This is a genomic window from Streptomyces shaanxiensis (assembly GCF_039537145.1).
Lineage (GTDB): Bacteria > Actinomycetota > Actinomycetes > Streptomycetales > Streptomycetaceae > Streptomyces > Streptomyces shaanxiensis.
The window spans coordinates 913,117-939,758 of the sequence record NZ_BAAAZY010000010.1 but is presented as its reverse complement, the minus strand read 5'-3'; the positions used below and the strand labels follow the sequence as shown (position 1 = coordinate 939,758).

Here is a 26,642-nt window from a genome sequence, read left to right as displayed (position 1 = left end):
TCTGACGGGGCGCCAGCTATGGTGACGCTGCCCGGAGCGGCGTCGGCATAGGGGGTTTCGTCCATGGCTCACCTGCTGCGCGAGGTGGGGCTCGACTTCGTCGAGCGCGCGCCCGTACGGCTCGTCTTCGCACGGGAGATCTCCGCTCCCCCGGAGCCGGTGTTCCACGCGCTCGCCGAGGACGTACCGGGCTGGTCCGAGTGGTTCTCGGCGGTGGCGCTGGCCCGGCCGCTGGACGACGGGGCCCGGCGCGAGGTGCGGCTGCGCGGCGGCACGCGCTTCGAGGAGACGATCCTCGCCGCGAAGAGTCCCGAGGTGTACGCCTACCGTGTCGACGTCACCAACGCGCCGGGGGCGCGGGCCATGGTCGAGGAGTGGCGGCTCGCGCCGGCGGGGACGGGCACGCGGGTGCAGTGGACGTTCGCGGTGGACGGCACCGCGCCGTTCCGGTTCGCCTTCGGCCTCGCTCGGGCGGGACTGGGCCGGACGTTCCGCGGTGCGGTGACCGCGCTGGACCGGCGGCTGGCGTCCGCGCGCACATGAGGCTCGCCGCTCGGCCCAGTTCCTGAGGCCCGCTGTTCAGCCCGGTCCCCGAGGCCAGTTGTTCGGCCCGTCCCTCGGACTCGCTGGTCACTCCGGCCACACGCCCGTGGCCAGCAGTTGCTCGATGGCCGCCGCGTACGGCGCGATGTCCAAGCCCTGCTCGGCCAGCCAGGCGTCCGAGTAGTACTTGTCGAGGTACCGGTCGCCCGGGTCGCACAGCAGTGTCACCACGCTCCCCCGCCGCCCCTCGGCCACCATCTCGGCGACGATCTTCAGGGCGCTCCACAGGCCGGTGCCCGTCGAGCCGCCCGCCTTGCGGCCGATGGCCTGCTCCAGGGCCCGTACGGCGGCCACGCTCGCCGCGTCCGGGACCTTCATCATCCGGTCGATGGCACCCGGTACGAAGCTCGGCTCCATGCGCGGCCGGCCGATGCCCTCGATGCGGGAGCCGCAGTCGCAGGTGACGTCCGGATCGCCGGTGGTCCAGCCCTCGAAGAAACACGAGTTCTCCGGATCGGCGACACAGATGCGGGTGTCGTGCTGCATGTAGTGGACGTACCGGGCGAGGGTCGCGGAGGTGCCGCCGGTGCCGGCCGTGGCGACGATCCACGCGGGCTCAGGGAACCGCTCCAGGCGCAGCTGGCGGAAGATGGACTCGGCGATGTTGTTGTTGCCGCGCCAGTCCGTGGCCCGTTCGGCGTAGGTGAACTGGTCCATGTAGTGGCCGCCGGTGTCGACCGCGAGGCGGGCGGACTCCTCGTACATCTTGCGCGAGTCGTCCACGAAGTGGCACTGCCCGCCGTGGAACTCGATCAGGCGGCACTTCTCGGCGCTCGTCGTGCGCGGCATGACCGCGATGAAGGGCACGCCGATCAGCTTCGCGAAGTACGCCTCGGAGACGGCCGTCGAGCCGCTGGACGCCTCGATCACCGGGCGGCCCGGCCGGATCCAGCCATTGCACAGGCCGTAGAGGAAGAGCGAGCGGGCGAGCCGGTGCTTGAGGCTGCCGGTCGGGTGGGTCGACTCGTCCTTCAGGTACAGGTCGATGCCCCACCGCTCGGGCAGCGGGAAGCGCAGCAGGTGGGTGTCGGCCGAACGGTTGGCGTCCGCCTGGACCTTGCGCACGGCTTCTTTCAGCCAGGCTCGGTATGCCGCGTCACTGTGGTCGACGTCGAGGGTCACGCCGGACGGGGTCTGCTGGACGGTGCTCACGGCGCTGCTCCTCGTGCTGTGCGGCCGCGCCGACTCGCGCGGCCGTCGCTTCGAGCATAAACACCTTCCGCACGCTTCTCACCTGCATAAACACACCTTTGAGAGCCTCAAAGGCATCCCTGGACCGTTGGTCTCACGGGGCTCGTGGGGGCGCATTCACGCGAGTGCTCCGAGCGCTCCCGGTAAGGCGTGACGTGCGCACTGGTGCTCGACGCATGACGCGGGCAGACTGCACCGGACGGGACGACGATCCCGAACGGGGGCACACTGGATCACGACCAGGGCCGGCCACATCGACGCGGGATCGAGTCGGCACACCGACGCGCACAAGGGGGCGGGGCATGGCGGAGCCGGAGTTCACGGCCACGGGCGTGCGGATCGGCAAGCGGCTGCGCTCGCTGACCCGGGCCGGGCAGGTGCGGATCAGCGACGGCAGGCTGCAGTTGCTCACCAGCTACGGCAGCGAGATAGACAGCGCGCCGGTGCAGGCGGTGCGGGCGTCCAAGCCCTGGTTCGCCACGGACGACAAGGCGCTGGCCGACGTCAACGGCACGCGCTACTCGCTGACCCTGGGCGATCACGACCCAGCGCCCGGGGAACCGGGACCTCCCGCGGCACGCCGGTTCATCGAGGCCGTACGGAAGGCCGCGGGGCGTAAGGGCTGAGTCACCGCGAGTTGCGGTACCGCACCCCCTGCGTCACGCTGGTCTCACGTCACTCTGGGTTTACCGGCGATAACGCTGCGAACCAGCCCGCCGGCCACGTCAGCAGGCGGCCGTTTTCCTCAAGCACCCTGCTGGATCCGTACTTCGTGTTCTTCCGGACCTCTTCAGTCGGGGAGTCGCAGCCGTGATCAGTCACCCAAGCAGGCACTGCACGGTGGAGCTCCAAGCCCTGCCGTCGCGGATCGGTCAGGTCCGCAGAATCGTATCCGCGCAGTTGCGTTACTGGCATCTGGATCCCTTGATAGACCGCGCCGCGCTCGGTGTGACCGAGCTGCTGACCAACGTCCACCAGCACGCCCGGCCGGACAAGATGTGCACCGTCGAGATCGAGCTGCTGCTCGACCGGCTCATGGTCTCGGTGCGCGACCACGACCCGCGGCTGCCGGTCGTGTCGGACGTCCACGACGCCGACGCGCTCGCCACCTGTGGGCGCGGACTGGCGATGGTGGCGGCCGTCAGCGAGAGCTGGGGTGCCCGGCCGGACGGCGAGTCCGGCAAGGTCGTGTGGTTCACGCTGCCGACACCCGTGGCGGCACGGCCCGCGACCGCGCGCCCTCCGCAGCGGCGGGCCGTGGAGAAGCCCGCGCGCCGGTTCGCCGAGGTCGGGCAGCGCGTCGACCTGCGCAGGCCCGAACACGCTCCCGCCCGGTCGGCCGTTGTCGGCTGACCGGGCGGTGACACCTTCCCGCGAGGGCGGTCTCACTCCGTGGCGATCGCCCGCAATACGTCCAGGCGTGCCGCGCGGCGCGCCGGGCGCAGGCCCGCGAGGGCTCCGGCCGTGAGGCCGACCAGGGCCACCACCGCCAGTTGCAGGGGCGGCACGGCGAAGGCGAAGGCGCTGTCGCTCGCGCCGTCGGAGGCCTCGACCAGGACCCAGCCGAGGAAGGCGCCGAGGGCGAGGCCGCCGACCGTGCCGAAGGCCGCGACCAGGACCGACTCCCAGCGGACCATCGCGCGCAGCTGGGCACGGGTCTGGCCCACGGCTCGCAGCAGGCCCAGTTCGCGGGTGCGCTCGTGGATCGCCAGGGTGAGGGTGTTGGCGATGCCGAGGAGTGCGATGAGCACCGCGAGGGCGAGCAGGGCGTAGACGAGGGTCAGCATCATGTCGATCCCGCCCGCCGCGGACTGCGCGTACTCGTCCCGGGTCTGCACCTCGGGGTTGCCGTACCGGGCCGCGACCTTCTCCACCGCCGCCTTGCCCGTGTCCGTGTCGACGCCGTCCTTGAAGGAGACGGCGAGGAGGGTGTCGGCGTCCTGGGTGCGGTGCGGGGCCCAGGCGTCGCGGGTGATGACGTAGTCGCCGGCGAGTTCGGACTGGCCGTACACCGCGCGGACCGTGAAGGTCTGCGTACGCCCGTCGGTGAAGGTGAGGCGCGCCTTGTCGCCGGTCGTCAGGTTCTGCTTCTCGGCCTCCTTCTCGGTGATGGCGATGCCGTCGGTGCCGAGGTCGCGCAGGGAGCCGTGGACGGTGCCGAGGTCGAAGGTGCGCTCCAGGGCCAGTGGGTCGGTGACGGTCAGGGCGCGGCCCTTGCCGTCGACTTCCGCGACTCCCCGGCCGAGACCGACCGCCGTGTCCACCTCGGGCAGCCGCTGTACCGCGTCGGCGAGCCGCGGGCTCAGGCCGCTGCCGCCCGCGCCGAACGACGGGGTGCTCACGGCCACGTCGCCCGCGAAGGAACGGGACACCGTCTGGTCCATCGTCGCCTTCAGCGAGGCTCCGAACACGGTGAACAGCGACACCACGGCCACGCCGATCATCAGCGCGCTCGCGGTGGCGGCGGTCCGCTTCGGGCTGCGCAGGGCGTTGCGCCGGGCGAGTCCGCCGGTGACCCCGCGCAGGCGGTCCAGGGGGCCGCCGAGGACACGTACGGCCGTCGTGGAGGCGACCGGGCCGAGGACCACGAAGGCGACCAGGGCGAGGACGGCGCCGGTGCCCGCCAGCCACAGGGACGGGGACAGCAGGACACCGCTGAGCGTCACCCCGACCGCGAGGGCGAGGAGGCCGAGGCCTGTGACCGCGCGGGCGGGGGAGGCGCCGGACGTGTCGACGGCCGTCTCGCGCAGGGCGGCCAGCGGTGCGGTGCGGCCGGCGCGTACGGCGGGCAGCAGTGCGGAGCCCAGGCAGACCACGATGCCGACCGCGAGCGGGAGGGCCATCGAGAGGGCGCTGATCACCAAGTCGCCCTCGGGGAACGGGAATCCGATCGCCGGGAACAGCGCCTGGAGCCCGGCCGCGATGCCGATGCCGCCGACCAGGCCCGCCGCCGACGCCGTGACGGCCACGGCCGTCGCCTCGACGAGGGTCGACGTGGTGACCTGGCGGCGTGAGGCGCCGAGGGCGCGCAACAGGGCGTTCTCGCGGGTGCGTTGGGCCACGACGATCGCGAAGGTGTTGTGGATGGAGAAGGTCGCGACCAGCAGGGCTACGCCGGAGAACACCAGGAGGAAAGTGGTGAAGACCGTCAGAAACTGGCTGGAGATCATGTCGGTGTTCTCCTCGGCCGACGCCTGACCGGTGATGGCCTCGACTCCCTTGGGCAGTACGGGAGTCAGGGCGTCCACCAGCTCCTGCTGGCCGACACCGGGACCGGCGCGCACCTGGATGCTCGCCGCCTCGCCGGGCCGCGCGGTGAGGTACTTCTCCGCGTCGGCCTGCGTCATGCCGGTGAAGGTCACCTGGGCCATGCCGTCCTCGCCGCCGAAGGTCGCGAGGCCGACGACGGTCACCTTGACCGGGTCGGGGGTCCGCAAAGTCGTGGTGTCGCCGATCTTGAGGTCGCCGCGTTCGGCGGTGCCGCGGTCGATGACGACCTCGCCGGACTTCCGCGGCGTGCGGCCTTCGGCGAGCCGGTACGCGTTGAGCTTCGGGTCGGCGATCCAGTTGCCGGCGAGGGTGGGCGGGCCCTGGCCGCCGATCGGGTCGCCGTTCCTGCCGACGAGCTGGCCCGCGCCCTGGATGTTGGGCTCGGCGGCCGCGACGCCGGGGACCTGCTCGATCGTGGTGACCAGGTCGGTGCCGACCGGCTCGCGCACGCCTTCGCTCTCACCGGGCGTGGTGATGGCGTCGGCGCTGCGGACGACGGCGTCGGTGCCGCTGGTCGCGTTGCCGAACATGGTGTCGAAGCTGGCGCGCAGCGTGTCGCCCATGACCAGGGTGCCGGCGAGGAAGGCGACGCCGAGGAAGACCGCGAGGAACGTACCGGCGAAGCGGCGCTTGTGGGCCCGCAGGGAGGACACGCTCAGGCGGACGGATGCGTTCATGACGGCACCTCGAAGGCTTTCATGCGGTCCAGGACCTTGTCGGCGGTCGGGGATTCCATACGGTCGACCAGGCGCCCGTCGGCGAGGAACACGACCTCGTCGGCGTGGGCGGCGGCCACCGGGTCGTGGGTGACCATGACGACCGTGCGGGCCGTCCGGCGCACCGTGCGGCCGAGCAGGCCGAGGACCTCCTCGCCGGACCGGGAGTCGAGGTTGCCGGTCGGCTCGTCGGCGAAGACGATGTCGGGCCGGCCGGCGAAGGCCCGGGCCACGGCGACGCGCTGCTGCTGGCCGCCGGAGAGTTCGGAGGGGCGGTGGTGGAGCCGGTCGCGCAGGCCGACGACGTCGATGAGCGCGTCGAGCCATTCCTCGTCGCCGCTGTCACCTTTGCCGCCCTTGCCACCCTTACCGCCCGCGAGGTCCAGGGGCAGCGTGATGTTCTCCGCGACGGTCAGCGTCGGTACCAGGTTGAAGGCCTGGAAGACGAAGCCGACGCGGTCGCGCCGCAGGAGGGTGAGGCGGCGGTCGTCGAGGCTGCTCAGCTCGGTGTCGCCGATGTGGGCGGTGCCCGAGGTGAGGGTGTCGAGGCCGGCCGCGCAGTGCATCAGGGTGGACTTTCCGGAGCCGGAGGGCCCCATGATCGCGGTGAAGCGACCGACCGGAAAGTCGACGCTCACCCCGTCCAGGGCCCTCACGCTGGTGTCGCCGCTGCCGTACACCTTCACGGCGTCGACGACACGGGCGGCCGTCGGCGTGATGGTGTGGGCGGTCGTGGCCGTCATGCCGCACCGCCCTTGCCCGTACGGCCGAACTGCTCGTCCAGGACGGACAGTCGGCGCCAGTACTCGTCCTCGTCGATCTCGCCGGAGGCGAAGCGGTGGCCCAGCACGGTGATGGGCGAGTTGTCGTCCGCGGCGGGTGCCCGCCAGGGGCCGCGGCGTCCGCGCCACACCGTGCGGCGCAGCAGCGCGATGCCGCCGACCACGACGGCCGCCCAGATCAGCGGGAAGAGGAGGATCCAGGGGCCGGGGCCGCCGTCCGCGAAGTGAGCCAGGGTCTGCATCTCGAGTCATCTCCCGAGTCGGTTCGGTCAGGTTGTTCAGGTCGGTCGGGTCGTTCGGTGATGTCTCGAGACTCGCGCCGGGAGGGGGTCCGGGTCGTCGTACGGCCAGCGGCAGTGCGCGTACCTCGCGGGGAGTACGCGGGAGTGGTTCCGCTGCTTCCTGACGCCTCGACTTCTGTAACTACTAGTATGTACAGTGACGGCATGAGCACCTCGGAGCGGCTGATCGAGTCCACCCGCGAGCTGCTGTGGGAGCGCGGCTATGTGGGCACCAGCCCCAAGGCGATCCTGGAGCGCTCGGGCGCCGGGCAGGGCAGCATGTACCACCACTTCAAGGGGAAGCCGGATCTCGCCCTGGCCGCGATCCGGCGAACCGCCGAGGAGATGCGGGCTACCGCAGCGGGAGTACTCGACGGTCCGGGAACGCCGTACGAGCGCATCGAGGCGTATCTGCGGCGCGAGCGCGATGTGCTGCGCGGCTGTCCGATCGGGCGGCTGACGATGGACCCGGACGTGATCGCCAGCGACGAACTGCGCACGCCTGTCGAGGAGACGCTCGACTGGCTGCGGGAGCGGCTGGCCGGGATCGTCGAGGAAGGCAAGCAGCAGGGCCAGTTCGCGGCCGGGCTCGACGGTGAGGCGATCGCGACGACGATCGTCGCGACCGTACAGGGCGGCTACGTCCTCGCCCGCGCGTCCGGTTCGCCCGCCGCCTTCGACGTGGGCGTCCGGGGGCTGCTCTCGCTGCTCGCCCCGCGGGACGAGACGACCGCCGAGTGGCACGAGCTCGTGACCGACGCGTGACCGACCACCCGGCCCGAGAAGGGACTTGGCATGCACGCCATGCAGTACGAGTTCACGCTGCCCGCCGACTACGACATGGATGTCATCCGCTCCCGCGTCGCCCGCGTCGGCCATCTGCTGGACGGCTGGGACGGCCTCGGCACCAAGGCGTACCTGCTGCGTGAGCGCGGCGTGCACGGCTCGCCGGTCAACCAGTACGGGCCCTTCTACCTCTGGAACACCATGGAGGGCATGAACGCCTTCCTGTGGGGAGGCGCCTTCCAGGGACCCGTGAACGACTTCGGGCGGCCGCGGGTGCGTCAGTGGACGGGGCTCGCGTACGCGGAGGGCGGCGCCGCGGACTCCCTTGCCAGGGTTGCCGTGCGGCGGCGTCAACCGGTGCCGGACGGCGTGGAGTTGGCCGCGTTCATGGCGGACTCGGCGGACGAGGCCGAGCGGCTGGCGGCGCGGGACGGCGCCGTGCTGGCCGCGGCCGCTGTCGACACGCACGCGTGGGAACTGGTCCACTTCTCGCTCTGGGCGCACGACACACCCAAGGCCGAGGGCGATGTGTACCAGGTGCTGCACCTGTCGGCGCCGGGGTGCGGCGCGCTGCCGCGGGGCCGGCAGTGGTGAGTGCGGTCCGTACGGTCCTCGGGGATGTGCGACCCGAGCGGCTCGGCGTGTGCGACGCGCACGACCACCTCTTCCTGCGCAGCCCGCAACTGCCCGGCCAGGAGCTCCAAGACGCCACCGCCGCGCGCGCCGAGCTGGACGCGTTCCGCGCGGCCGGCGGTTCGGCCGTCGTGCAGTGGACTCCGTACGGCATGGGGCGCCGGGCCGCCGACCTGCCACCGCTGTCCCGAGCGGCCGGGGTGCACCTGGTCTGCGCGACGGGCCTGCATCAAGCGGCGCACTACGCCCCGGAGGCGCTCGACGCGCTGCGTGGCAGGCCGGCCGACGTCTTCGTGGCCGAACTGACCGAGGGCATCGGCACTTCCGGGGTCCGTGCCGGGCTCATCAAGGTCGCCGGCGGCTTCCACGCCCTCGACGCGCACGCCCGCTGGACGATGACCGCCGCCGCCGAGGCCCACCACGCGACGGGCGCGCCCATCGCCGTGCACCTGGAGATGGGGACGGGCGCGCTCGACGTACTGGACCTGCTGTGCGGAGAGTTGGGCGTCCCGCCGTACCGGGTGGTCCTCGGCCATCTCAACCGCTCCCCCGATCCCCTGCTCCACCGCCAGGCCGCCGAAGCGGGCTGCTGGCTGGCCTTCGACGGGCCCTCGCGCGCCCATCACGCCACCGACTGGCGCATGCCGGACGCGATGCGGGCGCTGGCCGAGGCCGGGTTCGGGCACCGGCTGCTGCTCGGCGGGGACACCGTCGTGGCCGGGGCGCGGTCGGTCGACGGGGGTCCCGGGATGCCGTACCTGCTGCGCCGGATGCGGCCGCGGCTCGCGCTCGCCCTCGGCGAGGAGCTGGTGGAACGCGTCCTCACCGACAACCCCGGCCGGGCCTTCGCCGTCGACTGGCGCTGACCTGCGGCCAGAGCGTGGCCCGATCGTGTTGATCTTTGACCCACCGAACGCTTTCGGCCACTCCCGGCGGACGGAGGATGGAAAGGCGACGGAGTTGACCCATGAGGAAGGCGGAAGACATGGCGCTGGAGATGCGTGATCGCTGTGAGCGGTGCGGGACGGCGGAGCTGCCGCTCGACGCGGCTGCCCGTATCTGCACGTACGAGTGCACGTTCTGCGTGCCGTGCAGCGATGCCATGCGGGACGTCTGTCCCAACTGCGGTGGCGAGCTGGTCCCCAGACCTCGCCGTTGGTGACGGCGCATGGCTGCGGCCTCCGTGGCAGGGGGACCGCGGCCAATGCCTCGTGCACGGGGTGGGTGTCGAAGTCCCTCAACAGACCTGTGTGCGCAGGGAGTTCGGCGGTCGGGAAGGCGATCCACTCGTGCATGTAGGGCAGCAGCGAGTCGACGGCCTCGTTGATCGACTCGCTGACGATCTCCGGCCACGGCCGGCCGGCCGTGGTCGCCACGGTGACCGCCTGCCAGGCGCGGCTGCCGACCTGTTGGGCGCTGTGGAGCCTGACGGCGGCCCAGGCCCTCAGGCCCTGCCGAGATCCAGTCGCCCGATACGCGCCACGTTCTCCCGGTCCTCCGCGTCCTCGCTCGCCGCACCGGCGAACCAGGCGTCGAGGATCTCCTTGAGCAGCGGCTCGGACGTCAGCCGCAGGCTCAGGGCGAGCACATTGGCGTCGTTCCAGCGGCGGGCGCCGTCCGCGGTGTACGCGTCGGTGCACAGGGCCGCCCGCACCCCCGGCACCTTGTTCGCGGCGATCGACGCGCCCGTACCGGTCCAGCAGCACACGACCGCCTGGTCGGCCGTCCCGTCGGCGACCTCGCGGGCGGCCGCCTCGGAGCAGGCGGCCCACTGGGGGTCGGCACCGGGGCTGAGCGCGCCGTACGTCACCACCTCGTGGCCGCGATCAAGCAGCTCGGTGACGAGCGAGCGCGCCACGGGTTCGTCCATGTCCGAGGAAACGGAGATCCGCATGTCACGAAGCGTACCCAGGTCCTCGCCGGGGGTGCGGCCGTGCGAGCGGCGGCCGAGCATGGAGATGACCGGCGGGAACGGCCGAGGAGGAGCCATGCCGACCCTGCACATCGAGCATCCGATCACGGACTTCGCCAGGTGGAAGACGGCCTTCGACCGCTTCGCTCCGGCGCGCGCGGACGCGGGCGTGCGCCACTACCGCGTCCAGCAGCCCGTCGACGACCCCGCCTACGTCGTCGTCGACCTCGATTTCGACGACGTGGCCGACGCCGAGCGGTTCCTGGGCTTCCTCAGGACGAGGGTGTGGTCCTCGTCCGAGAACGCGCCCGCGCTGGCCGGGGCGCCCCGGACGCGGATCCTCAACACCGCCGAGGAGCGGTGAGGCCTACGACGCCAGCGCACCCAGCGGATCGTCCAGCACCGGCTGCCACGCCAACTCGGCCGCGCCGACCAGGCTGTTGTGGTCGAGGGTGCAGGCGAGGATCGGGACGCCGCCGCTCTGGCCCCACAGGCTGCGGTCGGCGACGACGGCGCGCAGGCGCTCGGGGTCGGCGTCGAGGAGGGTGCGGTGCAGGCCGCCGAGGATGATGCGGTCCGGGTTGAGGATGTTGACCAGGCCCGCGAGGCCGAGGCCGAGGCGGTCGATGAGGGCCTCGGTGGCCGTGCGGACCGCCGGGTCGTCGTACTGGGTGCGGATCAGGTCCTTGGCCTGCTGGAGCAGGGAGACCTCGGGGCCGGGCTCGCGGCCGGCCGCCGTGAGGAGGGCCAGCGGGTCGGCCTCGACGTCGAGGCAGCCGCGGCTGCCGCAGTGGCAGGGTCTGCCCTCGGGGTTGACGGTGAGGTGGCCGACCTCCAGGGCCAGGCCCGAACTGCCGGTGTGCAGACGGCCGTCCAGCACGAGCGCGCCGCCGACGCCCCGGTGCCCGGTGGCCACGCACAGCAGGTCGCGGGAGCCGCGCCCCGCGCCGTGGCGGTGTTCGGCGAGCGCGGCGAGGTTGACGTCGTTGCCGGTGAACGCCGGTCCGGTGATCCCGGCCGCGCGCACGCACTCCGTGAAGATACGGCGCACGGGCGCACCCACGGGCCAGGCGAGGTGCAGGGGGTTGAGCGCCAGGCCGTCGGGTTCCGCGACCGCGGAGGGGACGGCCAGGCCCGCGCCGACGCAGCGACGGCCCGTGGTGCTCAAGAGGTCGGCGCCTGCCTCGACGACCGAGCCGAGAACCTTCGCCGGATCGGCGTCGACCGTCTCGCAGCCGGGCGAAGTGGCGACGATCCGGCCGCCGAGGCCGACCAGCGCCGCCCGGAATCCGTCGGCGTGGACCTGTGCGGCGAGGACGACGGGCCCGTCCTCGGCGACCGCCAGCCGGTGCGAGGGCCGCCCCTGCGAACCGGCCGACGCGGTGGGCCGGGCGTCGACCCGGATCAGCCCCAGCGCCTCCAGCTCGGAGGCGACCGCGCCGGCCGTGGCCCGGGTCACGCCGAGCTCGGCGGTGAGGACGGCGCGCGTGGGGGCGCGTCCGGTGTGCACGAGCTCCAGCGCGGGCCCGAGCGCACCGCGCCCCCGGTCCAACCGCGTCCTCGAGGTGGTGATCCCTTCCCCCGCCGGCCGGGGGTCCGCGTTGCCGCTCATGAGGGCGAGTCTCCCATGATCCGCAGGTGTGGTGGCCTACAGCCCGCTCACCCTGAGCGTGAGGTTCAGCCGCCCGGTCAGCCCCAACTCCGCCGGTGCGGTGCCGGGCTGTACTTTCGGCACGCCGTGGTAGGCGAGCCGCGACGGGCCGCCGAACACGAACAGGTCGCCGCTGCGCAGCTCGACGTCCGTGTACGGCCGGGTCCGGGTCTCGGTGTTGCCGAAGCGGAAGACACAGGTGTCGCCGAGGCTCAGGGACACCACGGGTGCGTCGGACTTCTCGTCGCTGTCGCGGTGCATGCCCATGCGGGCGTCGGCGTCGTAGAAGTTGATCAGCGCGATGTCGTACGCCGCCGATGGCGCCGCCCGCCGCTCGCCCAGGGTGTCGCGCACCGCTCGGCGGCCCAGCTCGCCCAGCCACTCCGGGAACGGTTTCACCGGGGCGCCGTCACCGTCGACGACCGTGCGGGCGTAGGCGTACGGGTACCAGTGCCAGCCCAGGCAGACCTGTCGGGCGGTCATGGTGCCGCCGCCAGGGGTGCGCACCGTACGCAGGCCGGCCGGTGGGCGCGCCCACTCGCGGCACGCCTCCAGCAGCTCGCGCTGCGCGGGCGCGTCCAGCCAGTCGGGCAGGTGCACCGCGCCCGGCGAGACCTCCGTACGCTCCCGGGGGAACAGCTCGGTGTCCATGTCTTCCATCCTCCCCCACCCGTCGTGAGCTGCGGCTCAGCTAGCCTTGACGCACGATGAACGACCGTATGACGACGCCCTGGGGCGAGCTCGCGCTGACCCGTTACCCCGAGGACCCCCGCGACAGGCTGCGCGCCTGGGACGCCTCCGACGAGTACCTCCTCAGGCATCTGGCGGAACAGGAGATCCCGCTCTCCGGCACGGTCGTGGTTCTCGGTGACCGCTGGGGCGCCCTGGTCACGGCGCTCGCGGCGCACGGCCCGGTGCAGATCACCGACTCGTACCTGGCCCAGGAGGCGACCCGCGCCAACCTCGCCCGGCTCGGCGTCGAGCCCGGCACCGTCCGGCTGCTCACCACGCAGGACACGCCACCGGAGCGCATCGACGTCCTTCTCGTGCGGGTGCCGAAGAGCCTGGCGCTGCTGGAGGACCAGTTGCTGCGGCTGGCGCCCGCGGTGCACGAGGACACGGTCGTGGTCGGCACCGGGATGGTGAAGGAGATCCACACCTCGACGCTCCAGCTGTTCGAGCGGATCCTCGGCCCGACCCGCACCTCGCTCGCCGAGAAGAAGGCCCGGCTGATCTTCTGCACGCCCGAGCCCTCACCGGCGCGGCCCGCCAACCCCTGGCCGTACACCTACGACCTCCCCGACGGCATCGGCGCGGTCTCGGGGCGCACGGTGGTCAATCACGCCGGTGTCTTCTGCGCCGACCGGCTCGACATCGGCACACGGTTCTTCCTGGGGCACCTGCCCGACAGCAAGGGCGCGCAACGCGTGGTGGACCTCGGCTGCGGCAACGGTGTCGTCGGTACGGCGGTGGCGCTGGCGAACCCGGAGGCCGAGGTGCTGTTCGTCGACGAGTCGTTCCAGGCCGTGGCCTCGGCGGAGGCGACGCACAGGGCGAACGAGGTGCCCGGACACGCCGAGTTCCGGGTCGGGGACGGGCTGGCGGGCGTGCCGGCCGGGAGTGTCGACCTCGTGCTCAACAATCCGCCGTTCCACTCCCACCAGGCGACGACCGACACGACGGCCTGGCGGATGTTCACGGGCGCCCGGCGCGCGCTCAGGCCGGGCGGTGAGCTGTGGGTGATCGGCAACCGGCATCTCGGCTACCACGTGAAGCTGCGGAAGTTGTTCGGCAACAGCCAACTGGTCGCCAGCGACCCGAAGTTCGTGGTGCTGCGGGCCGTCAAGAGGTGACGATGCGGTCCGGGTCCCCGACGCGGTAGCGGTTCAGGCGGTACGACTCGATCTCGCGGCGCCGGAGCACCGTCATGGCCCGCAGCACGTCCTGCCGGTCGACCACATAACTGCTCGCCGTCTCCAATGTCAGCTCGGCGCCGGGCAGCCGCTCGGCGACGAGGTCGAACACCGAGCGGACCTGGTCCTCGTCCAGGTGGACCAGGACGGCCTCGGCGACCAGGAAGTACGGCCCCGGGCTCGCGCGCACCGCCTCGGCCCAGGCGGGGTCGGTGACGGAGGCGGCGAGGGTGTGCCTGCGGTCGGTGTCCTGGAAGAAGGCGCGGCGCAGGGTCATGACGTCGGGCAGGTCGAGGTCGAACCGCAACGTCTCCTGGATCTCGCCCAGCTCAGGCACGCGCTTCGACTTAGGCGTACCTAAGTATGTACACGGGCCATCGGTCAGGGAGCCCTGAGGACGCCGATGATGTCGGCCACCGCCCGCGCCATCGCCTCCCGCCCCACGCTCAGGTACTTGCGCGAGTCGACCGCCTCGGGGTGGGCGGCGAGGAATTCGCGGATCGCGGTCGTCATCGCGATGTTGAGGGCCGTGCCGACGTTGACCTTGGCGATGCCGCCCGCGACGGCCGCGGTCAGTTCGTCGTCGGGGACGCCGGAGGAGCCGTGCAGGACGAGGGGGACGTCCAGGGTGGCGGCCAGGCGTTTGAGGAGGTCGTGGTCGAGGGTGGCGGTGCGGGTGGTCATGGCGTGCGAGCTGCCGATGGCCACCGCGAGGGCGTCGACGCCGGAGTCGGTGACGAAGGCGTGGGCCTCGGCGGGGTCGGTACGGGCGCCGGGGGCGTGGGCGTCGAGCGGCGGCTCGCCGTTCTTGCCGCCGAGCCGACCCAACTCGGCCTCGATCCATAGGCCTTGGGCGTGCGCCCAGTCGACGGCCGCCTTCGTCGCGGCGAGGTTGTCCGCGTACGGCAGGCGGGCCGCGTCGTACATCACGGAGCTGAATCCGGCGTCCGGCGCCTGGCGCAGCAGGTCGTCGCTCTGGATGTGGTCGAGGTGCAGCGCGACGGGGACGGCGGCCCGTTCGGCGGCGGCGACGGCCGCGCGGGCGAGCGGCAGGAGCCGCCCATAGCGGAACTTGACGGCGTTCTCGCTGACTTGCAGGACGACGGGCGAACTCACCGACTCCGCACCGGCGATGACCGCTTCGACGTGCTCCAGGGTGATGACGTTGAAGGCGGCGACGGCGGAGCGGGTTGCGGCGGCGCCGGTGATGAGCTCACCGGTGGTCACGAGGGGCACGGCCTGTCCTTTCTCCTGTCCTGTCTCGGCGTGCAGGGGACGTGTTCAGGGGGCGAGGATCACCGAGCGGGTGAGGTGACGCGGCTGGTCCGGATCGAGGCCGCGGGCGGCGGCGACGGCGACCGCGAGCCGCTGGGCGCGGACCAGTTCGGCGAGGGGGTCGAGGCGGCCCTCGATCCACAACCCGCCGGTGGAGCGCACCTGTTCGGCCAGTCCGTCGGGCGCCGTGCCGAACATCCAGGTCGCGGTGCCGCTCGTGGTGATGCTGATCGGGCCGTGCCGGTACTCCATGGCGGGGTAGGCCTCGGTCCAGGACAACGACGCCTCGCGCATCTTCAGCCCGGCCTCGTTGGCCAGCCCCACGGTCCATCCACGGCCCAGGAAGGTGAACTGCCCGCACTCCACGAGCCCTTCGGGCAGTTCGCCGGAGAGTGCGGTGCTGGCGTCGGCCACGACCGCGTCGGTGTGCAGGCCGAGGTGGGCGCGGAGGAGGGTGAGGGCGGTGGTCGCGAACCGGGTCTGCACGACGGACCGTTCGTCCGCGTAGTCGAGGACGACGACGTCGTGCGCCGCCGTCATGACGGGCGTGCTCGGGTCGGCGGTGATCGCCGTGGTGCGGGTACGGTCCCTCGACCGCCCCAGAAGTTCGAGGACTTCGGTGGTGGTGCCGGAGCGGGTGAGGGCGAGGACACGGTCGTACGTCCGCCCGTGCGGGAACTCCGACGCGGCGAAGGCGTCCGTCTCCCCCTGGCCCGCTCCCTCGCGCAGCGCGGCGAACGCCTGCGCCATGAAGTACGACGTGCCGCAGCCGACCACCGCGACCCGCTCCCCCGGCGCCGGCAGCATCCCGCCGAGGTCGGCGGCCTGCGCCGCGGCGCGTGTCCAGCACTCGGGCTGGCTGTTGAGCTCGTCCTCGACATGCGTCATGCCGCCACCCTCCGGGCTTCCCACAGAGCTTCATACTGCTATCGCAATGCTTGTTCTTGCAAGATATCGCTAGCTTTCGAACAGAATCAAGCATTCCGCCGGAGGGGCGTGCGCTAAGGTCGCCGGAGATCGAGGAAATGGAGTGCGGATGTCGCGCGATGCCCGCTGGAAGGCGCTGCTGGAGCTGCTCGTGGAGCGGGGCCGGCTGGACGTCGAGGAGGCGGCCGCCGAGCTGGCGGTGTCGGCCGCCACGATCCGCCGCGACTTCGACCAGCTGGCCGAGCAGCAGATGCTGGTCCGCACGCGGGGCGGCGCGGTCGTGCACGGGGTGTCGTACGAACTGCCGCTGCGCTACAAGACGGCCCGGCACGCCTCCGAGAAACAGCGCATCGCCAAGGCGGTGGCAGACCTCGTCGCACCCGGCGAGGCCGTGGGGCTGACCGGCGGCACGACGACCACCGAGGTGGCCCGCGCCCTGGCGGTGCGCAGCGACCTTGCGTCCGGCTCGCCCGCACTGACCGTCGTCACGAACGCGCTCAACATCGCCAATGAGCTGGCCGTACGTCCCCAGTTCAAGATCGTGGTCACCGGCGGGGTCGCGCGCCCGCAGTCGTACGAGCTCATCGGGCCGCTCGCGGACGGGGTACTGGCCCAGATCACCATCGACGTGGCGGTGCTCGGCGTCGTCGCGTTCGACGTCACGCACGGCGCCGCCGCGCACGACGAGGCGGAGGCGGCGATCAACCGGCTGCTGTGCGAGCGCGCCGAGCGCGTGATCGTGGCCGCGGACTCCAGCAAGCTGGGCCAGCGGGCGTTCGCCCGGATCTGTGCGGCCGACGCGGTGGACACCCTGGTCACGGACACGGCGGCCCCGGCCGAGACGGTACGGCGCTTCGCGGAGGCGGGACTGAGCGTCCTCACGGTCTGACCCGGGTACCCGCCCGATTCCCGGCACCCGTCCGCCCGATTCCCCCTACGCTGGGAGCGAGGCGCATGGCGGGCCAGGGAGGCTGCGATGAGCACGACACCGATCGACCACGACGGACCGGCGGCATCGCGGTATGTGCCGATCGCCGAGCACGGGCTGATCGGCGACCTGCGCAGTGTTGCCCTGGTCGGCACGGACGGCACGATCGACTGGTACTGCTGCCCGGCCTTCGACGCGCCGAGCGTCTTCGCGGCGATCCTGGACGCCGAGCGGGGCGGCTGCTTCGAGCTGGCGGCCGCGGTGCCGGCCAGGACCAAGCAGTTCTACTTCCCCGACACGAACGTCCTGATCACCCGGTTCTTCACCGAGGACGGCGTCGGCGAGGTGCAGGACTTCATGCCGGTCGACGGCGACTCGGTCGAGGCGGAACGCCACCGGCTGATCCGGCGCGTGGTGTGCGTGCGCGGAGCGATCCCGTTCCGGACCCGGGTGGCGCCGCGCTTCGAGTACGGCGCCCGGCCGCACACCGTCCGCATGGTCGGCGACGTCGCGGTCTTCGAGTCCGAGAAGCTGTCGCTCGGGCTGACCGCGACCGTGCCGCTGGAGGTCGACAGCCTTGACGCGTACGCCGAGTTCAAGCTCGCCCAGGGCGAGTCGGCGGTGTTCGCGCTGGACCAGGTCGGCGGTGAGGTGACCCCGCGCCGGTGCGCGCGGACCGAGGCCGAGGAGCAGTTCAACAGCACGGTCGCGTACTGGCGACACTGGCTGTCCGCCTCCAAGTACCGGGGCCGCTGGCGGGAGATGGTGCACCGCTCGGCCCTCACCCTGAAGCTGCTCACCTACGCGCCCACGGGCGCCATCGTGGCCGCGGCGACGACGAGCCTGCCCGAGCAGCTCGGCGGCGAACGCAACTGGGACTACCGGTACGTCTGGGTGCGCGATGCCGCCTTCTGTGTGTACGCACTGCTGCGGCTGGGCTTCACGACCGAGGCCAGGGAGTTCATGAACTTCGTGACCCGGCATATCAGTCCGGGCGACGGCAAGCCTTCGGGCCCCTTGCAGATCATGTACGGCATCGACGGCCGCACCGATCTGCCCGAGCGCGAACTCGACCATCTGGAGGGGCACCTCGGCTCCGCCCCGGTGCGAGTCGGCAACGCCGCCGCCGACCAGCTCCAGCTCGACATCTACGGCGCGCTGGTCGACTCGATCTACCTCTACGACAAGTGGGCCGAGCCGATCTCCAGCGGCCAGTGGGACGACGTGTGCGCGCTGGTGGACTGGGTGTGCGAGCACTGGGACCAGCCCGACGAGGGCATCTGGGAGACCCGCGGCGGCCGCAAGAACTTCCTGTACTCCCGGCTGATGTGCTGGGTCGCGATCGAGCGGGCCATCCGCCTGGCCAACCGGCGCGGTCTGCCCGCCGATCTGCCGCGCTGGCAACAGTGCCGGGACACCATCTACCGGCGGATCATGAAGCGCGGCTGGTCCGAGTCGCGCAGGGCCTTCGTCCAGCACGAGGACGGCGACGTGCTCGACGCGGCCGTACTGATGATGCCGTTGGCGAAGTTCATCGCACCGACCGACCCCAAGTGGCTGTCCACCCTGGACGCGCTCACCCAGGAGCTGGTGTCCGACTCGCTGGTCTACCGCTACGACCCGATGGCGAGCCCCGACGGACTGCGCGGCGACGAGGGCACGTTCTCGATCTGCTCGTTCTGGTACGTCGAGGCCATGGTCCGGGCCGGCCGGATCGACGAGGCGCGGCTCGCCTTCGAGAAGATGCTCACGTACGCCAATCATCTGGGCCTGTACGCCGAGGAGATCAGCCACACCGGCGAGCAACAGGGCAACTTCCCGCAGGCGTTCACCCATCTCGCCCTGATCAGCGCCGCCTTCAACCTGGACCGCGCCCTGGGGTGAGGCGAGTTCACGGGTTTCACGGGCGAGACAATCGAACTTAGGTGAGGCTAACCTAAATAGGGGCGCGGCGGAGCCGCATGTCGATGCAGCCCCAACTCACCGAAGGGCAACCCGAGATGACGCCTGGCTCGATCTTCCCGTACGTCATGCCGACCCCCGCCATGCTGCCCGACGACCGGACCGGGTGGACCCTCGACCCGGGCCGGGCGGCGCTCCTGGTGCTCAATCTGCAGCGGCGTTGTCTGCGGGAGGTGGACCGCGAGGGCGCCCCGGTCACCGAACTCCTCACGAACGTCGGCCGGTTGGTGAACGCCGCCCACGCGGCGGGCGTACCCGTCGTCCACTCGGTGCCGGCCGGCGAGCGGGGTCCCGCGCCCACCGGCCGCCCCTCCGGACGGCCGGCCGACAAGGACGGCGAGGTGTTCGCCGAGCAGGTCATGCCGCGCATCGGCGACACCGTGCTCACCGCCCGGAAGTACAGCGCCTTCGCCCGCACCCGGCTGGACAGCCGGTTACGCGAGCTGAGGCGCGATCAGGTGGTGGTCGTCGGGTTGTTCGCCCGGGTCGGCGTGCTGATGACGGCCGCCGACGCCTGGGTGGAGGACCTCGAGCCCTTCGTGGTCGCGGACGCCATCGCCGATGTGTCGGCCGGGACCCACGAGTTCGCGCTCGAATGGGTGGCGGACACCTGCGGGGCGGTGACGTCCACGGATCGGGTGGCGGCGGCCTTCGACCCCGCCGTACCGGCGGCGAAGGCCGTCTGACCGGCTCAGACGGGCGCGGTGCGGCGGGTCAGCAGGGAGCGGTGGATCTCTCCGGCACGGATCGCGGTGGTCGACAGCAGGGTCGAGGTCAGCCCGTGGGTGTGCTCGGTACTGCCCTGCAGGTAGATCCCCGCGGCGACGTCGGGCGCGGTCTCCACGCGGTGGTCGCGGGAGACCCGGATCGCGTCCCCGTCGTCCCGCAGGCAGACCTTCGCCGCCTCGCCGAGCAGGGCGGTGAGGTCGCGGGGCCGGTATCCGGTGGCGTGCACGAGCACATCGGCCTCGAGGACCTGCTGCTCGCCGGTCGGCAGGAACTCCACCGCGACGTCGAGCCCGCCGTCACCGCGCTGCCCGACCTCGCGGATGCGGGAGACGTTGAGGAAGCGCAGCCGTTCACGGCCGGTGACCTTCTCCTGGTACGCGGTGGCGTACAGGGACTCGATCAACTCCATGTCGACGACGGAGTAGTTGGTGGAGCGGTGATAGTCGAAGAGGGACTGTTTCACCTCGGAGGGTGCGCCGAAGTACACGTCCACCGCCTCCGGGTCGAAGATGCGGTTGGCGAACGGGCTGTCGTCGGCGGGGGTGTAGCCGTACTTGGCGAACACCGCGCACACCTCGGCCTCCGGGAAGGAGCGGTGCAGATAGTCGACGGTCTCGGCGGCGCTCTGCCCGGCACCGAGGACGACCGCGCGGCGCACCGGCGCGCCGGCGGTGGCGAGTTCGGTCACGCGGGGCAGTAACTGGCTGTTGTGCCAGACGCGTTCGGAGAGTTCGACGCCGGGCGGCACATGGGGTTCCAGGCCGACGGCCACGCTGATGTCGCGGGCGCGGTAGGTGAGATGTCGGCCCGGGCGTTCCGGGTCACGGCAGACCACCTCGAAGTGCGTGACCGTGCCGTTGTCGTCGCGCACCGGGTCGACGTCGGTCACGCAGTGGTCGTACGCCACGAGGTGCCGCACCCGCTCGGCGGCCCACTCGAAGTACTCGTGGAACTCGACCCGGAGCGGGAAGAGCGTCTTCTGGTTCAGGAAGTCGATCAGCCGGCCGCGCTCGCGCAGGAAGCACAGGAAGCTGAAGTCGCTGGCCGGATTGCGCAGCGTCACAAGGTCCTTGAGAAACGACACCTGCATCGTGGCGTCGTCGATGAGCATGCCCCGGTGCCAGCCGAAACGTGGCTGCCGCTCCAGGAAAAGGGCGTTGATCCGACGGTCGGCCGGAAGGCCCGTGTTGTGTTCGTCAATCGCTATGGCCAGTGCGAGATTTGACGGCCCGAAGCCGATTCCGAGGACGTCGTAGGTGGTGTCCGATCCCGTGAGCGGTGACTTCACCGTGGCATCGCCTCCCTCAGGCAGCCACATGTTAGATAAGGTTAGCCTTACCTTGCAATGGAGCCTGCCGAAGGGGAGAACCGCATGCGCGTCGCCATGTTCGGCTACCAGACCTGGGGTCACCGCACACTCCAGGCCCTGCTGGACTCCGACCACGAGGTCGTCCTCGTGGTCACGCACCCCAAGAGCGACCACGCCTACGAGAAGATCTGGGACGACTCCGTCGCCGAACTGGCCGAGAAGAACGACGTCCCCGTACTCCTGCGCAACCGTCCCGACGACCCCGAACTCCTCGCCGCGGTGCGCGATGCCCGGCCCGACATCCTCGTCGCCAACAACTGGCGCACCTGGCTGCCGCCCGAGCTCTTCGACCTGCCCCCGCACGGCACGCTCAACGTCCACGACTCGCTGCTCCCCGCCTACGCCGGCTTCTCGCCCATCATCTGGGCGCTCATCAACGGGGAGGAGCGCGTCGGTGTCACCGCGCACCGCATGAACGGCGAGCTGGACGCCGGGGACATCCTGGTGCAGCGTTCGGTGGTGGTCGGACCGACCGACACCGCAACGGACCTGTTCCACCGCACGGTCGACCTGATCGCACCGATCGTGCGCGAGTCGCTCGACCTCATCGCCTCCGGCAAGGACGCCACCCACTGGCAGCCACAGGACCGCAGGCGGGCGAGCTTCTTCCACAAGCGTTCGCTCGAGGACAGCCGCATCGACTGGAGCTGGCCGGCCGAGCGCCTGGAGCGGCTCGTACGGGCGCAGTCGGACCCGTACCCCAACGCGTACACGTTCCATCGCGGGCAGCGGATCAGGATCGTCTCGGCCGCCGTCTCCGAGGGCCGTTACGGCGGCACCCCGGGGCGCATCTTCATCCGCGAGGGCGACGGCGTGGTCATCGTGGCGGGCAGCGAGGCCCACACGGGCCACCACCCGGGCCTGCTCGTCAGGCGGCTGCGCACCGACGACGGCACGGAGTACGCGGCGAGCGACTACTTCCGCACGATGGGGGGCTACCTCACCGCCCGTCCGTGACCGAAGAAGGCCGGAGAAGTCCGACGAGGACCGAAGTGGATCGCGAACTTCGGTGACGAAACGTCAACTCACGTCCGATACAAAGAAGTTGTCCGGAAGCCGTTGTTAAGGCAAGGCTTACCTTGCTTTACTGACGGCCGTACAGATCCTGCCTGCTTCACCGGCGACAAGGGACGCACATGACGAGAAAGATCCTCACCACCCTTCTCACCGTCACCCTGGCCGCCGCCTTGGCAGCCTGCGGCTCCGTCGAGGACGACTCGAACACCTCCTCCGACGCCTCCGGCGACGCGAAGGCGGACTCCTCGTCCGCCTTCCCGGTGTCCGTCAAGCACAAGTTCGGCACCACGAAGATCACCAAGGCGCCGGAGCGGATCGTGGTGATCGGCAACGGCGGCACGGACGACATCGACGCGCTGTACGCCCTGGGTGTCACGCCGGTCGCCGTGTCCAAGGACGCCCTCAGCAAGGACGGCGTCTACCCCTGGCTGAAGGACAAGATCGACACCGAGAAGACCGAGCTCCTCGACACGCTGACCGCCGTCGACTACGAGAAGGTGGCGTCCCTCCAGCCCGATCTGATCCTCGCCACCTCCGACTTCACCCTCGACAAGGACTACAAGAAGCTCGCCGCCGTGGCGCCGACCATCGGCTACGAGACGGCCTGGGGACGGCAGACCTGGCAGGAGCACGTGCAGGTGGTCGCCAAGGCCGTCGGCAAGGAGGAGCAGGGCGAGCAGGTCATCAAGGAGACCGAGGACAGCATCGCCGCGGTGAAGGCGAAGCATCCGAAGCTTCAGGGCAAGACCTACAGCCTGTCCATCGGCAACACCCCGGCGAAGATCTTCACCATCGCCTCCGAGGAGGACTTCGCCGCCAAGCTGATGAGCCAGGTCGGGATGAGCCTGACCCCGACGGTGAAGAACATCAAGACGGTCAACGGCAGCCCGACCGGCGAGCTGTCCTTCGAGCAGCTCGACAAACTCGACGCCGACCTGGCCGTCATCGCCTTCACCACGCCGGACCTGAAGAAGGCCTTCGAGTCCAGTGACCTGGTGAAGAACATGTCCGCGGTGAAGGACGGCAGGTACGTCGTGACCGACGTCGCGACCATCAGCCAGCTGCGCAGCCCGTCCGCGCTGGGCATCCCGTGGGCGCTGGACAACCTGGAGCCCGGGTTCGAGAAGCTCGACTAGACCGCCCGAGGGGGAATCGAAGGAGGGGCGGGGCGCCTGCGGGCACCCCGACCCTCCTTCTTCCGTTCGCCTACGTGTCGCGCAGCGCCGAGTCGACCTCGTCCGCCGACATGTCCTCGATCTCCAGGTGAATCGCGGCGACCTGTTCGAGCCGCCCGGGCGCCTCCTCCTCGGCCGACAGCCGCTTGGCCATGCCGCCGGCCGTGAGGGTCGCGAAGAGGGAGCGTACGGACACCGCGGAGGTGTCCAGCGCCTCGCGCAGCCGCCCGACGATCACGGTGGCGAGCACCGAGTCGCCGCCGAGGGCGAAGAAGCCGTCGTCGAGGCCGACGCGTTCGACGCCGAGGACGTCCTGCCAGACCCGCGCCACGACGGTCTCCAGGGCGGTGCCGGGGGCCCGCTGCTGTGCCGCCTCCGCCACCTGCCAAAGATCCTGTACGGCACGGCGGTCGAGCTTGCCGTTGGAGGTGAGTGGGAGTTCCTCGGCCACGGCGATCCGGGCCGGCACCATGTGCGGCGGCAGCACGGACCGCGCCCACTCCCGCAGCTCGTCCTCCTCCACCCCCTTGTCGGCGGCCACCGCGGCCGCCAACTGGACGCCCTGGCCCCCGGTCAGCCCCGCGACGGCCCGCCGTACCGCGGGGTGACCGGTGAGCGCCGCCTCCACCTCACCGAGTTCGATCCGGAAACCCCGCACCTTCACTTGGTGGTCGCGGCGGCCGAGGAACTCCAGGGTGCCGTCGGGCCAGTACCGCGCGAGGTCGCCGGTGCGGTACCAGCGCAGCCCGTCGGCCTCCGTGAACTTCTCGGCCGTACGTGAGGGATCGGCCCGATAGCCGAGAGCCACCCCGCTCCCACCGATCCACAGCTCGCCCGGCACCCAGTCCGGACAGTCCCGTCCATGGGCGTCGACGACCCGGCAGCGGACGTTGCGCAGCGGAGTGCCATACGGCACCGACCGCCAGTGCGCCGGTACTCGAGGTTCCGTCACCTCGCAGACGGTGGAATGGATCGCGGTCTCGGTCGTCCCGCCCAGTCCGGTGAACCGGCATCCGGGGGCCCGCTCGGCGAGGCGCCCCGGCAGGTCGGTGCCCACCCAGTCGCCGCCGAGCAACACCCCGCGCAGACTGTCGAGTTCGCCGGGCGCGGTGGCCAGGAGGAGCATGTCGAGCAGCGGGGGCACGCAGTTGAGGAGGGTCACCTGGTGCCTGCGCACGAGGTCGGCCCATTGGCTCGCCTCGCGCCGGTCGTCCTCGTCCACGAGCACGAGCGCGCCGCCCGCGCTCAGCAGCCCGAAGATGTCGTAGACGGAGAGGTCGAAGTCCAGCGCGGACAGGGCGAGGCAGCGGTCCGAAGTGCCTACGCCAAAGCGGTCGTTGAGGTCATCGATGGTGTTCATGGCAGCCCGGTGCGGCACTTCGACGCCCTTGGGCTCGCCGGTGGATCCGGAGGTGAACAGCACATAGGCGGGCTGCTCCTCGTCCACCGTCACCGGCTGCGGCAAGGGTGCGCTCACCACTGCCTCCGCGACGGGCAGGGCGTGGAGACCCTCGACCGGGCGTCCGCCGGTGAGCGCGACACGGAATCCGGCGGTGGCGCGGATGCGGTCCCGACGGGCGGGCGGCTGCTCGACGCCGATCGGCACGTATGCGGCACCCGCGGCCAGCACCCCCAGTACGGCGGTGATCTGGTCGGGCCCCTTCGGGAGACTGACCGCGACCGTGTCGCCGGGCCGTACTCCGCGCTCCGCCAGGGCGGCGGCGGTGCGCAGCGCGCGGTCGGCCAACTCGCCGTAGGACAGGGCGCCTTCGGTGGCCCACAGCAGGGCGGGGGCCTCCGGCTGCTCGGCGGCGCGTTCGAAGAAGCCCTCGTGCAGCAGCCGGTGGCTGCGCGGGCCCTCGGTGGTGTTGACCGCGGCGCGGACCGCCGACTGCCCCTCGGGCAGCAGGGCCGGCACGGGCCGCTCCCACACCGTTTCGTCGGTGCCGAGCCGGGTGACGAGGCCGTGGAAGGCGGTGAACATCGCGTCGACCATGCCGGGCGGGAAGGCGTCCTCGCGGACGTCCCAGTTGACCAGCAGTCCGCCGTCGACCTCGGTGACCTGGGCGTCGAGCAGTACCTGCGGCCCCTGGGAGATGATCCAGACGGGTTTGCCGAAGGACTGCCGTACGCCTTGGTCGAAGAGCTCGCCGAGGTTGAGCGCGCTGGTGAACACCACGGGCGCCAGGACCTGTTCGCCGTTGTGGCGCGACAGGTCCCGCAGCACCTCCACGCCGGAGTAGTCGGAGTGCGCCGCGTCGGTGTGCATACGGTCCTGCAGGCGCCGCGCGTGCTCGGTGAACGAGCCCGGTTCGGTCAGGTCGACGTCGAGCAGCACCGAGCTGGTGAAGTCGCCGACGAGCAGGTCGACGTCGGGGTGAGAGCCCCTGCGGTCGAACATCGGGACGTTCAGCAGGAAGCGGGGCTGTCCGCTCCAGGCGGCCAGGACCTCCGAGAAGGCGGTCGCCACGGCCATGGCCGGGGTCAGTCCGTGCTGGTGGGCGCGGACGGTGAGCCGTCGCTTCTCCGCGGGCGGCAGCCAGTGGTGGCGGCGTGTCACCCGGGTCGGGTCGGTGCGCTCCGTCTCGGGCACGAGCGGGAGCTCGGGCGCGCTGGGCAGCTCGGGGATCCGCCGCTGCCACCACTGCTGGGCCTGCTCCCGGCTCAACCGCCGTACGTCCGTGCGCTCGGCGAGGTACTCGGGGTAGCTGGTGCGGATAGCAGGCAGCGTGGTGCCGGGGTCCTGGTAGAGCTTGGCGAGGTCGGAGAGGAGCACCCGGTAGCTGAGCGCGTCGGCGGCGAGCATGTCGACGTCGACGTGCAGCCGGCTCGAACCGTCCGGCAGCAGCGAGAGCTGGACGGAGAGGAGCTCGCCGGCGGCGATGTCCAGGCGCGCGTGCGAGGAGGAGTGCCGGACGTCCTCCAGCTCTGCCGCCACCGTCCCCGCGGGCGACGTCCGCAGGTCGTGGACGACGGTCGCGGGGTGGGTGAGGTCGGGCAGGATCTGCTGGCGGCCGTCGTCGGTGAAGCGGGCGCGCAGCATGCCGTGGCGGGCCGCCAGAGCGCGTACGGCCGCGTCCAACCGGTCGGGGTCGACGCCGGAGCCGTCGAACTCGACGTAGAGGTGGGCCGCGACGGAGCCGAGCGTGGTCTCGTCGCCGCGGCCGATCCAGTAGGCGTGCTGCATCACGGCCAGCGGGAAGGGCTCGCGTGGCTCGGGCGCGGGGGGCGGCAGGGCCGGGGTCCGCTCGGCGGGCCGCGCGTCGACCGGTATGTGGGCTGCCAGCAGCTCCCGCCAGGCGCGCAGGGTGGGCTCCTTGGCCAGCTCCGCGAAGCTGACCCGGACACCCTGTTTCCGCCAGCCGCCCGCGATCTTCATCAGGGTGATCGAGTCCAGGCCCCAGGCGATGAGGCTGTCGTCCTCGCTCGGCGGTTCCTCCGAGCCGAATGTGTCGGTGACCGAACGGAGCAGCTCGTCCGCGGTCGGGTGGTGCTGCGTCACCGGTTCCTCCGAAGTCGTCC

At 71.4% G+C, this 26,642-nt stretch carries 26 protein-coding genes; 14 read left to right on the top strand and 12 right to left on the bottom strand.

Going from position 1 to position 26,642, the window contains the following annotated elements:
- Nucleotides 1-63: 63 nt before the first annotated feature.
- Nucleotides 64-543 (top strand): SRPBCC family protein, encoded by a 480-nt coding sequence (locus ABD932_RS18170; RefSeq protein ID WP_345013895.1) that lies wholly within the window; start codon nucleotides 64-66, stop codon nucleotides 541-543.
- Between the two features lie 87 nt (nucleotides 544-630).
- Here ABD932_RS18170 and cds1 read toward each other — a convergent pair whose 3' ends face one another.
- A complete protein-coding gene (gene cds1, locus ABD932_RS18165) occupies nucleotides 631-1,755 on the bottom strand; it encodes an L-cysteine desulfhydrase Cds1 (protein ID WP_345013894.1) in 1,125 nt (374 codons plus the stop codon).
- Nucleotides 1,756-2,096: 341 nt separating this feature from the next.
- Between cds1 and ABD932_RS18160 the strand changes: the two genes are divergently transcribed.
- Complete coding sequence (locus ABD932_RS18160) at nucleotides 2,097-2,420, top strand: hypothetical protein (protein WP_126397222.1); 324 nt, start codon at nucleotides 2,097-2,099, stop codon at nucleotides 2,418-2,420.
- Nucleotides 2,421-2,604: 184 nt separating this feature from the next.
- Complete coding sequence (locus ABD932_RS18155) at nucleotides 2,605-3,147, top strand: ATP-binding protein (RefSeq protein WP_345013891.1); 543 nt, start codon at nucleotides 2,605-2,607, stop codon at nucleotides 3,145-3,147.
- Nucleotides 3,148-3,179: 32 nt separating this feature from the next.
- Here the strand turns inward: ABD932_RS18155 and ABD932_RS18150 are convergent, their stop codons facing one another.
- From ABD932_RS18150 to ABD932_RS18140, 3 genes are read right to left on the bottom strand one after another with little or no spacing between them, the layout of a single operon-like run.
- Complete coding sequence (locus tag ABD932_RS18150) at nucleotides 3,180-5,741, bottom strand: ABC transporter permease (protein ID WP_345013889.1); 2,562 nt, start codon at nucleotides 5,739-5,741, stop codon at nucleotides 3,180-3,182.
- A complete protein-coding gene (locus tag ABD932_RS18145) occupies nucleotides 5,738-6,523 on the bottom strand; it encodes an ABC transporter ATP-binding protein (RefSeq protein WP_345013887.1) in 786 nt (261 codons plus the stop codon). The genes ABD932_RS18150 and ABD932_RS18145 overlap by 4 nt, the downstream gene beginning before the upstream one ends.
- Nucleotides 6,520-6,804, bottom strand: a complete 285-nt coding sequence (locus ABD932_RS18140; RefSeq protein WP_126397214.1) for an SHOCT domain-containing protein — start codon at nucleotides 6,802-6,804, stop codon at nucleotides 6,520-6,522. The genes ABD932_RS18145 and ABD932_RS18140 overlap by 4 nt, the downstream gene beginning before the upstream one ends.
- A 204-nt stretch (nucleotides 6,805-7,008) precedes the next feature.
- Between ABD932_RS18140 and ABD932_RS18135 the strand changes: the two genes are divergently transcribed.
- From ABD932_RS18135 to ABD932_RS18120, 4 genes are all read left to right on the top strand, one after another.
- A complete protein-coding gene (locus tag ABD932_RS18135; protein ID WP_345013885.1) occupies nucleotides 7,009-7,608 on the top strand; it encodes a TetR/AcrR family transcriptional regulator in 600 nt (199 codons plus the stop codon).
- 30 nt (nucleotides 7,609-7,638) lie between these two features.
- Nucleotides 7,639-8,223, top strand: a complete 585-nt coding sequence (locus tag ABD932_RS18130) for a DUF4865 family protein (protein ID WP_345013883.1) — start codon at nucleotides 7,639-7,641, stop codon at nucleotides 8,221-8,223.
- On the top strand, nucleotides 8,220-9,128 hold the full coding sequence (locus tag ABD932_RS18125; RefSeq protein WP_345013881.1) for a phosphotriesterase family protein: 909 nt from the start codon (nucleotides 8,220-8,222) through the stop codon (nucleotides 9,126-9,128). Before ABD932_RS18130 ends, ABD932_RS18125 begins: the two co-directional genes overlap by 4 nt.
- A gap of 119 nt (nucleotides 9,129-9,247) precedes the next feature.
- Nucleotides 9,248-9,424 (top strand): DUF1272 domain-containing protein, encoded by a 177-nt coding sequence (locus ABD932_RS18120; protein WP_345014461.1) that lies wholly within the window; start codon nucleotides 9,248-9,250, stop codon nucleotides 9,422-9,424.
- A 282-nt stretch (nucleotides 9,425-9,706) separates the two neighbouring features.
- On the opposite strand, the gene ABD932_RS18115 is transcribed toward ABD932_RS18120, so the two are convergent.
- The gene (locus ABD932_RS18115; protein WP_345013879.1) at nucleotides 9,707-10,156 is read right to left on the bottom strand and encodes an RpiB/LacA/LacB family sugar-phosphate isomerase; all 450 of its coding nucleotides are present in this window, start codon (nucleotides 10,154-10,156) and stop codon (nucleotides 9,707-9,709) included.
- A 94-nt stretch (nucleotides 10,157-10,250) separates the two neighbouring features.
- Between ABD932_RS18115 and ABD932_RS18110 the strand changes: the two genes are divergently transcribed.
- Nucleotides 10,251-10,538 carry a hypothetical protein gene (locus ABD932_RS18110; RefSeq protein WP_126397205.1) on the top strand — a complete coding sequence of 96 codons (288 nt, stop codon included), beginning with the start codon at nucleotides 10,251-10,253 and terminating at the stop codon, nucleotides 10,536-10,538.
- Between the two features lie 3 nt (nucleotides 10,539-10,541).
- On the opposite strand, the gene ABD932_RS18105 is transcribed toward ABD932_RS18110, so the two are convergent.
- Both ABD932_RS18105 and ABD932_RS18100 read right to left on the bottom strand, forming a co-directional pair.
- Nucleotides 10,542-11,786 carry an ROK family protein gene (locus tag ABD932_RS18105; protein ID WP_345013875.1) on the bottom strand — a complete coding sequence of 415 codons (1,245 nt, stop codon included), beginning with the start codon at nucleotides 11,784-11,786 and terminating at the stop codon, nucleotides 10,542-10,544.
- A gap of 36 nt (nucleotides 11,787-11,822) precedes the next feature.
- Nucleotides 11,823-12,476 (bottom strand): alpha-ketoglutarate-dependent dioxygenase AlkB family protein, encoded by a 654-nt coding sequence (locus ABD932_RS18100; protein ID WP_345013873.1) that lies wholly within the window; start codon nucleotides 12,474-12,476, stop codon nucleotides 11,823-11,825.
- A 68-nt stretch (nucleotides 12,477-12,544) separates the two neighbouring features.
- Here ABD932_RS18100 and ABD932_RS18095 point away from each other — a divergent pair, with 68 nt between their 5' ends.
- The gene (locus ABD932_RS18095; protein ID WP_345014459.1) at nucleotides 12,545-13,678 is read left to right on the top strand and encodes a methyltransferase; all 1,134 of its coding nucleotides are present in this window, start codon (nucleotides 12,545-12,547) and stop codon (nucleotides 13,676-13,678) included.
- Here the strand turns inward: ABD932_RS18095 and ABD932_RS18090 are convergent.
- Genes ABD932_RS18090 through ABD932_RS18080 form a run of 3 tightly spaced genes read right to left on the bottom strand, consistent with a single transcriptional unit; the run spans nucleotide 13,668 to nucleotide 15,901 of the window.
- Nucleotides 13,668-14,075: a hypothetical protein gene (locus tag ABD932_RS18090; protein ID WP_345013871.1), complete on the bottom strand. Its 408-nt coding sequence runs from the start codon at nucleotides 14,073-14,075 to the stop codon at nucleotides 13,668-13,670. The genes ABD932_RS18095 and ABD932_RS18090 overlap by 11 nt on opposite strands.
- A 44-nt stretch (nucleotides 14,076-14,119) precedes the next feature.
- Nucleotides 14,120-14,974: a class II fructose-bisphosphate aldolase gene (locus ABD932_RS18085; RefSeq protein ID WP_345013869.1), complete on the bottom strand. Its 855-nt coding sequence runs from the start codon at nucleotides 14,972-14,974 to the stop codon at nucleotides 14,120-14,122.
- A gap of 45 nt (nucleotides 14,975-15,019) precedes the next feature.
- Entirely contained in the window at nucleotides 15,020-15,901 is an 882-nt protein-coding gene (locus tag ABD932_RS18080) for an SIS domain-containing protein (RefSeq protein WP_345013867.1), read from the bottom strand.
- Between the two features lie 148 nt (nucleotides 15,902-16,049).
- On the opposite strand from ABD932_RS18080, the gene ABD932_RS18075 reads away from it, so the two are divergent.
- The 3 genes from ABD932_RS18075 to ABD932_RS18065 all read left to right on the top strand — a co-directional run bounded on the left by ABD932_RS18075 (nucleotide 16,050) and on the right by ABD932_RS18065 (nucleotide 19,516).
- The gene (locus ABD932_RS18075) at nucleotides 16,050-16,829 is read left to right on the top strand and encodes a DeoR/GlpR family DNA-binding transcription regulator (RefSeq protein ID WP_345013865.1); all 780 of its coding nucleotides are present in this window, start codon (nucleotides 16,050-16,052) and stop codon (nucleotides 16,827-16,829) included.
- Nucleotides 16,830-16,916: 87 nt separating this feature from the next.
- The gene (locus ABD932_RS18070) at nucleotides 16,917-18,752 is read left to right on the top strand and encodes a glycoside hydrolase family 15 protein (protein ID WP_345013863.1); all 1,836 of its coding nucleotides are present in this window, start codon (nucleotides 16,917-16,919) and stop codon (nucleotides 18,750-18,752) included.
- 77 nt (nucleotides 18,753-18,829) lie between these two features.
- Complete coding sequence (locus tag ABD932_RS18065; RefSeq protein WP_345013861.1) at nucleotides 18,830-19,516, top strand: isochorismatase family protein; 687 nt, start codon at nucleotides 18,830-18,832, stop codon at nucleotides 19,514-19,516.
- A gap of 5 nt (nucleotides 19,517-19,521) precedes the next feature.
- Here ABD932_RS18065 and ABD932_RS18060 read toward each other — a convergent pair whose 3' ends face one another.
- Nucleotides 19,522-20,847, bottom strand: a complete 1,326-nt coding sequence (locus ABD932_RS18060; RefSeq protein WP_345013859.1) for a lysine N(6)-hydroxylase/L-ornithine N(5)-oxygenase family protein — start codon at nucleotides 20,845-20,847, stop codon at nucleotides 19,522-19,524.
- Between the two features lie 84 nt (nucleotides 20,848-20,931).
- On the opposite strand from ABD932_RS18060, the gene ABD932_RS18055 reads away from it, so the two are divergent.
- Nucleotides 20,932-21,885: a methionyl-tRNA formyltransferase gene (locus tag ABD932_RS18055; protein ID WP_345013857.1), complete on the top strand. Its 954-nt coding sequence runs from the start codon at nucleotides 20,932-20,934 to the stop codon at nucleotides 21,883-21,885.
- 179 nt (nucleotides 21,886-22,064) lie between these two features.
- Nucleotides 22,065-23,081, top strand: coding sequence for an iron-siderophore ABC transporter substrate-binding protein (locus ABD932_RS18050; protein ID WP_345013855.1), 1,017 nt, complete (start codon nucleotides 22,065-22,067; stop codon nucleotides 23,079-23,081).
- Nucleotides 23,082-23,151: 70 nt separating this feature from the next.
- Here ABD932_RS18050 and ABD932_RS18045 read toward each other — a convergent pair whose 3' ends face one another.
- Nucleotides 23,152-26,622, bottom strand: coding sequence for an amino acid adenylation domain-containing protein (locus tag ABD932_RS18045; protein WP_345013852.1), 3,471 nt, complete (start codon nucleotides 26,620-26,622; stop codon nucleotides 23,152-23,154).
- Between the last annotated feature and the right edge of the window lie 20 nt (nucleotides 26,623-26,642).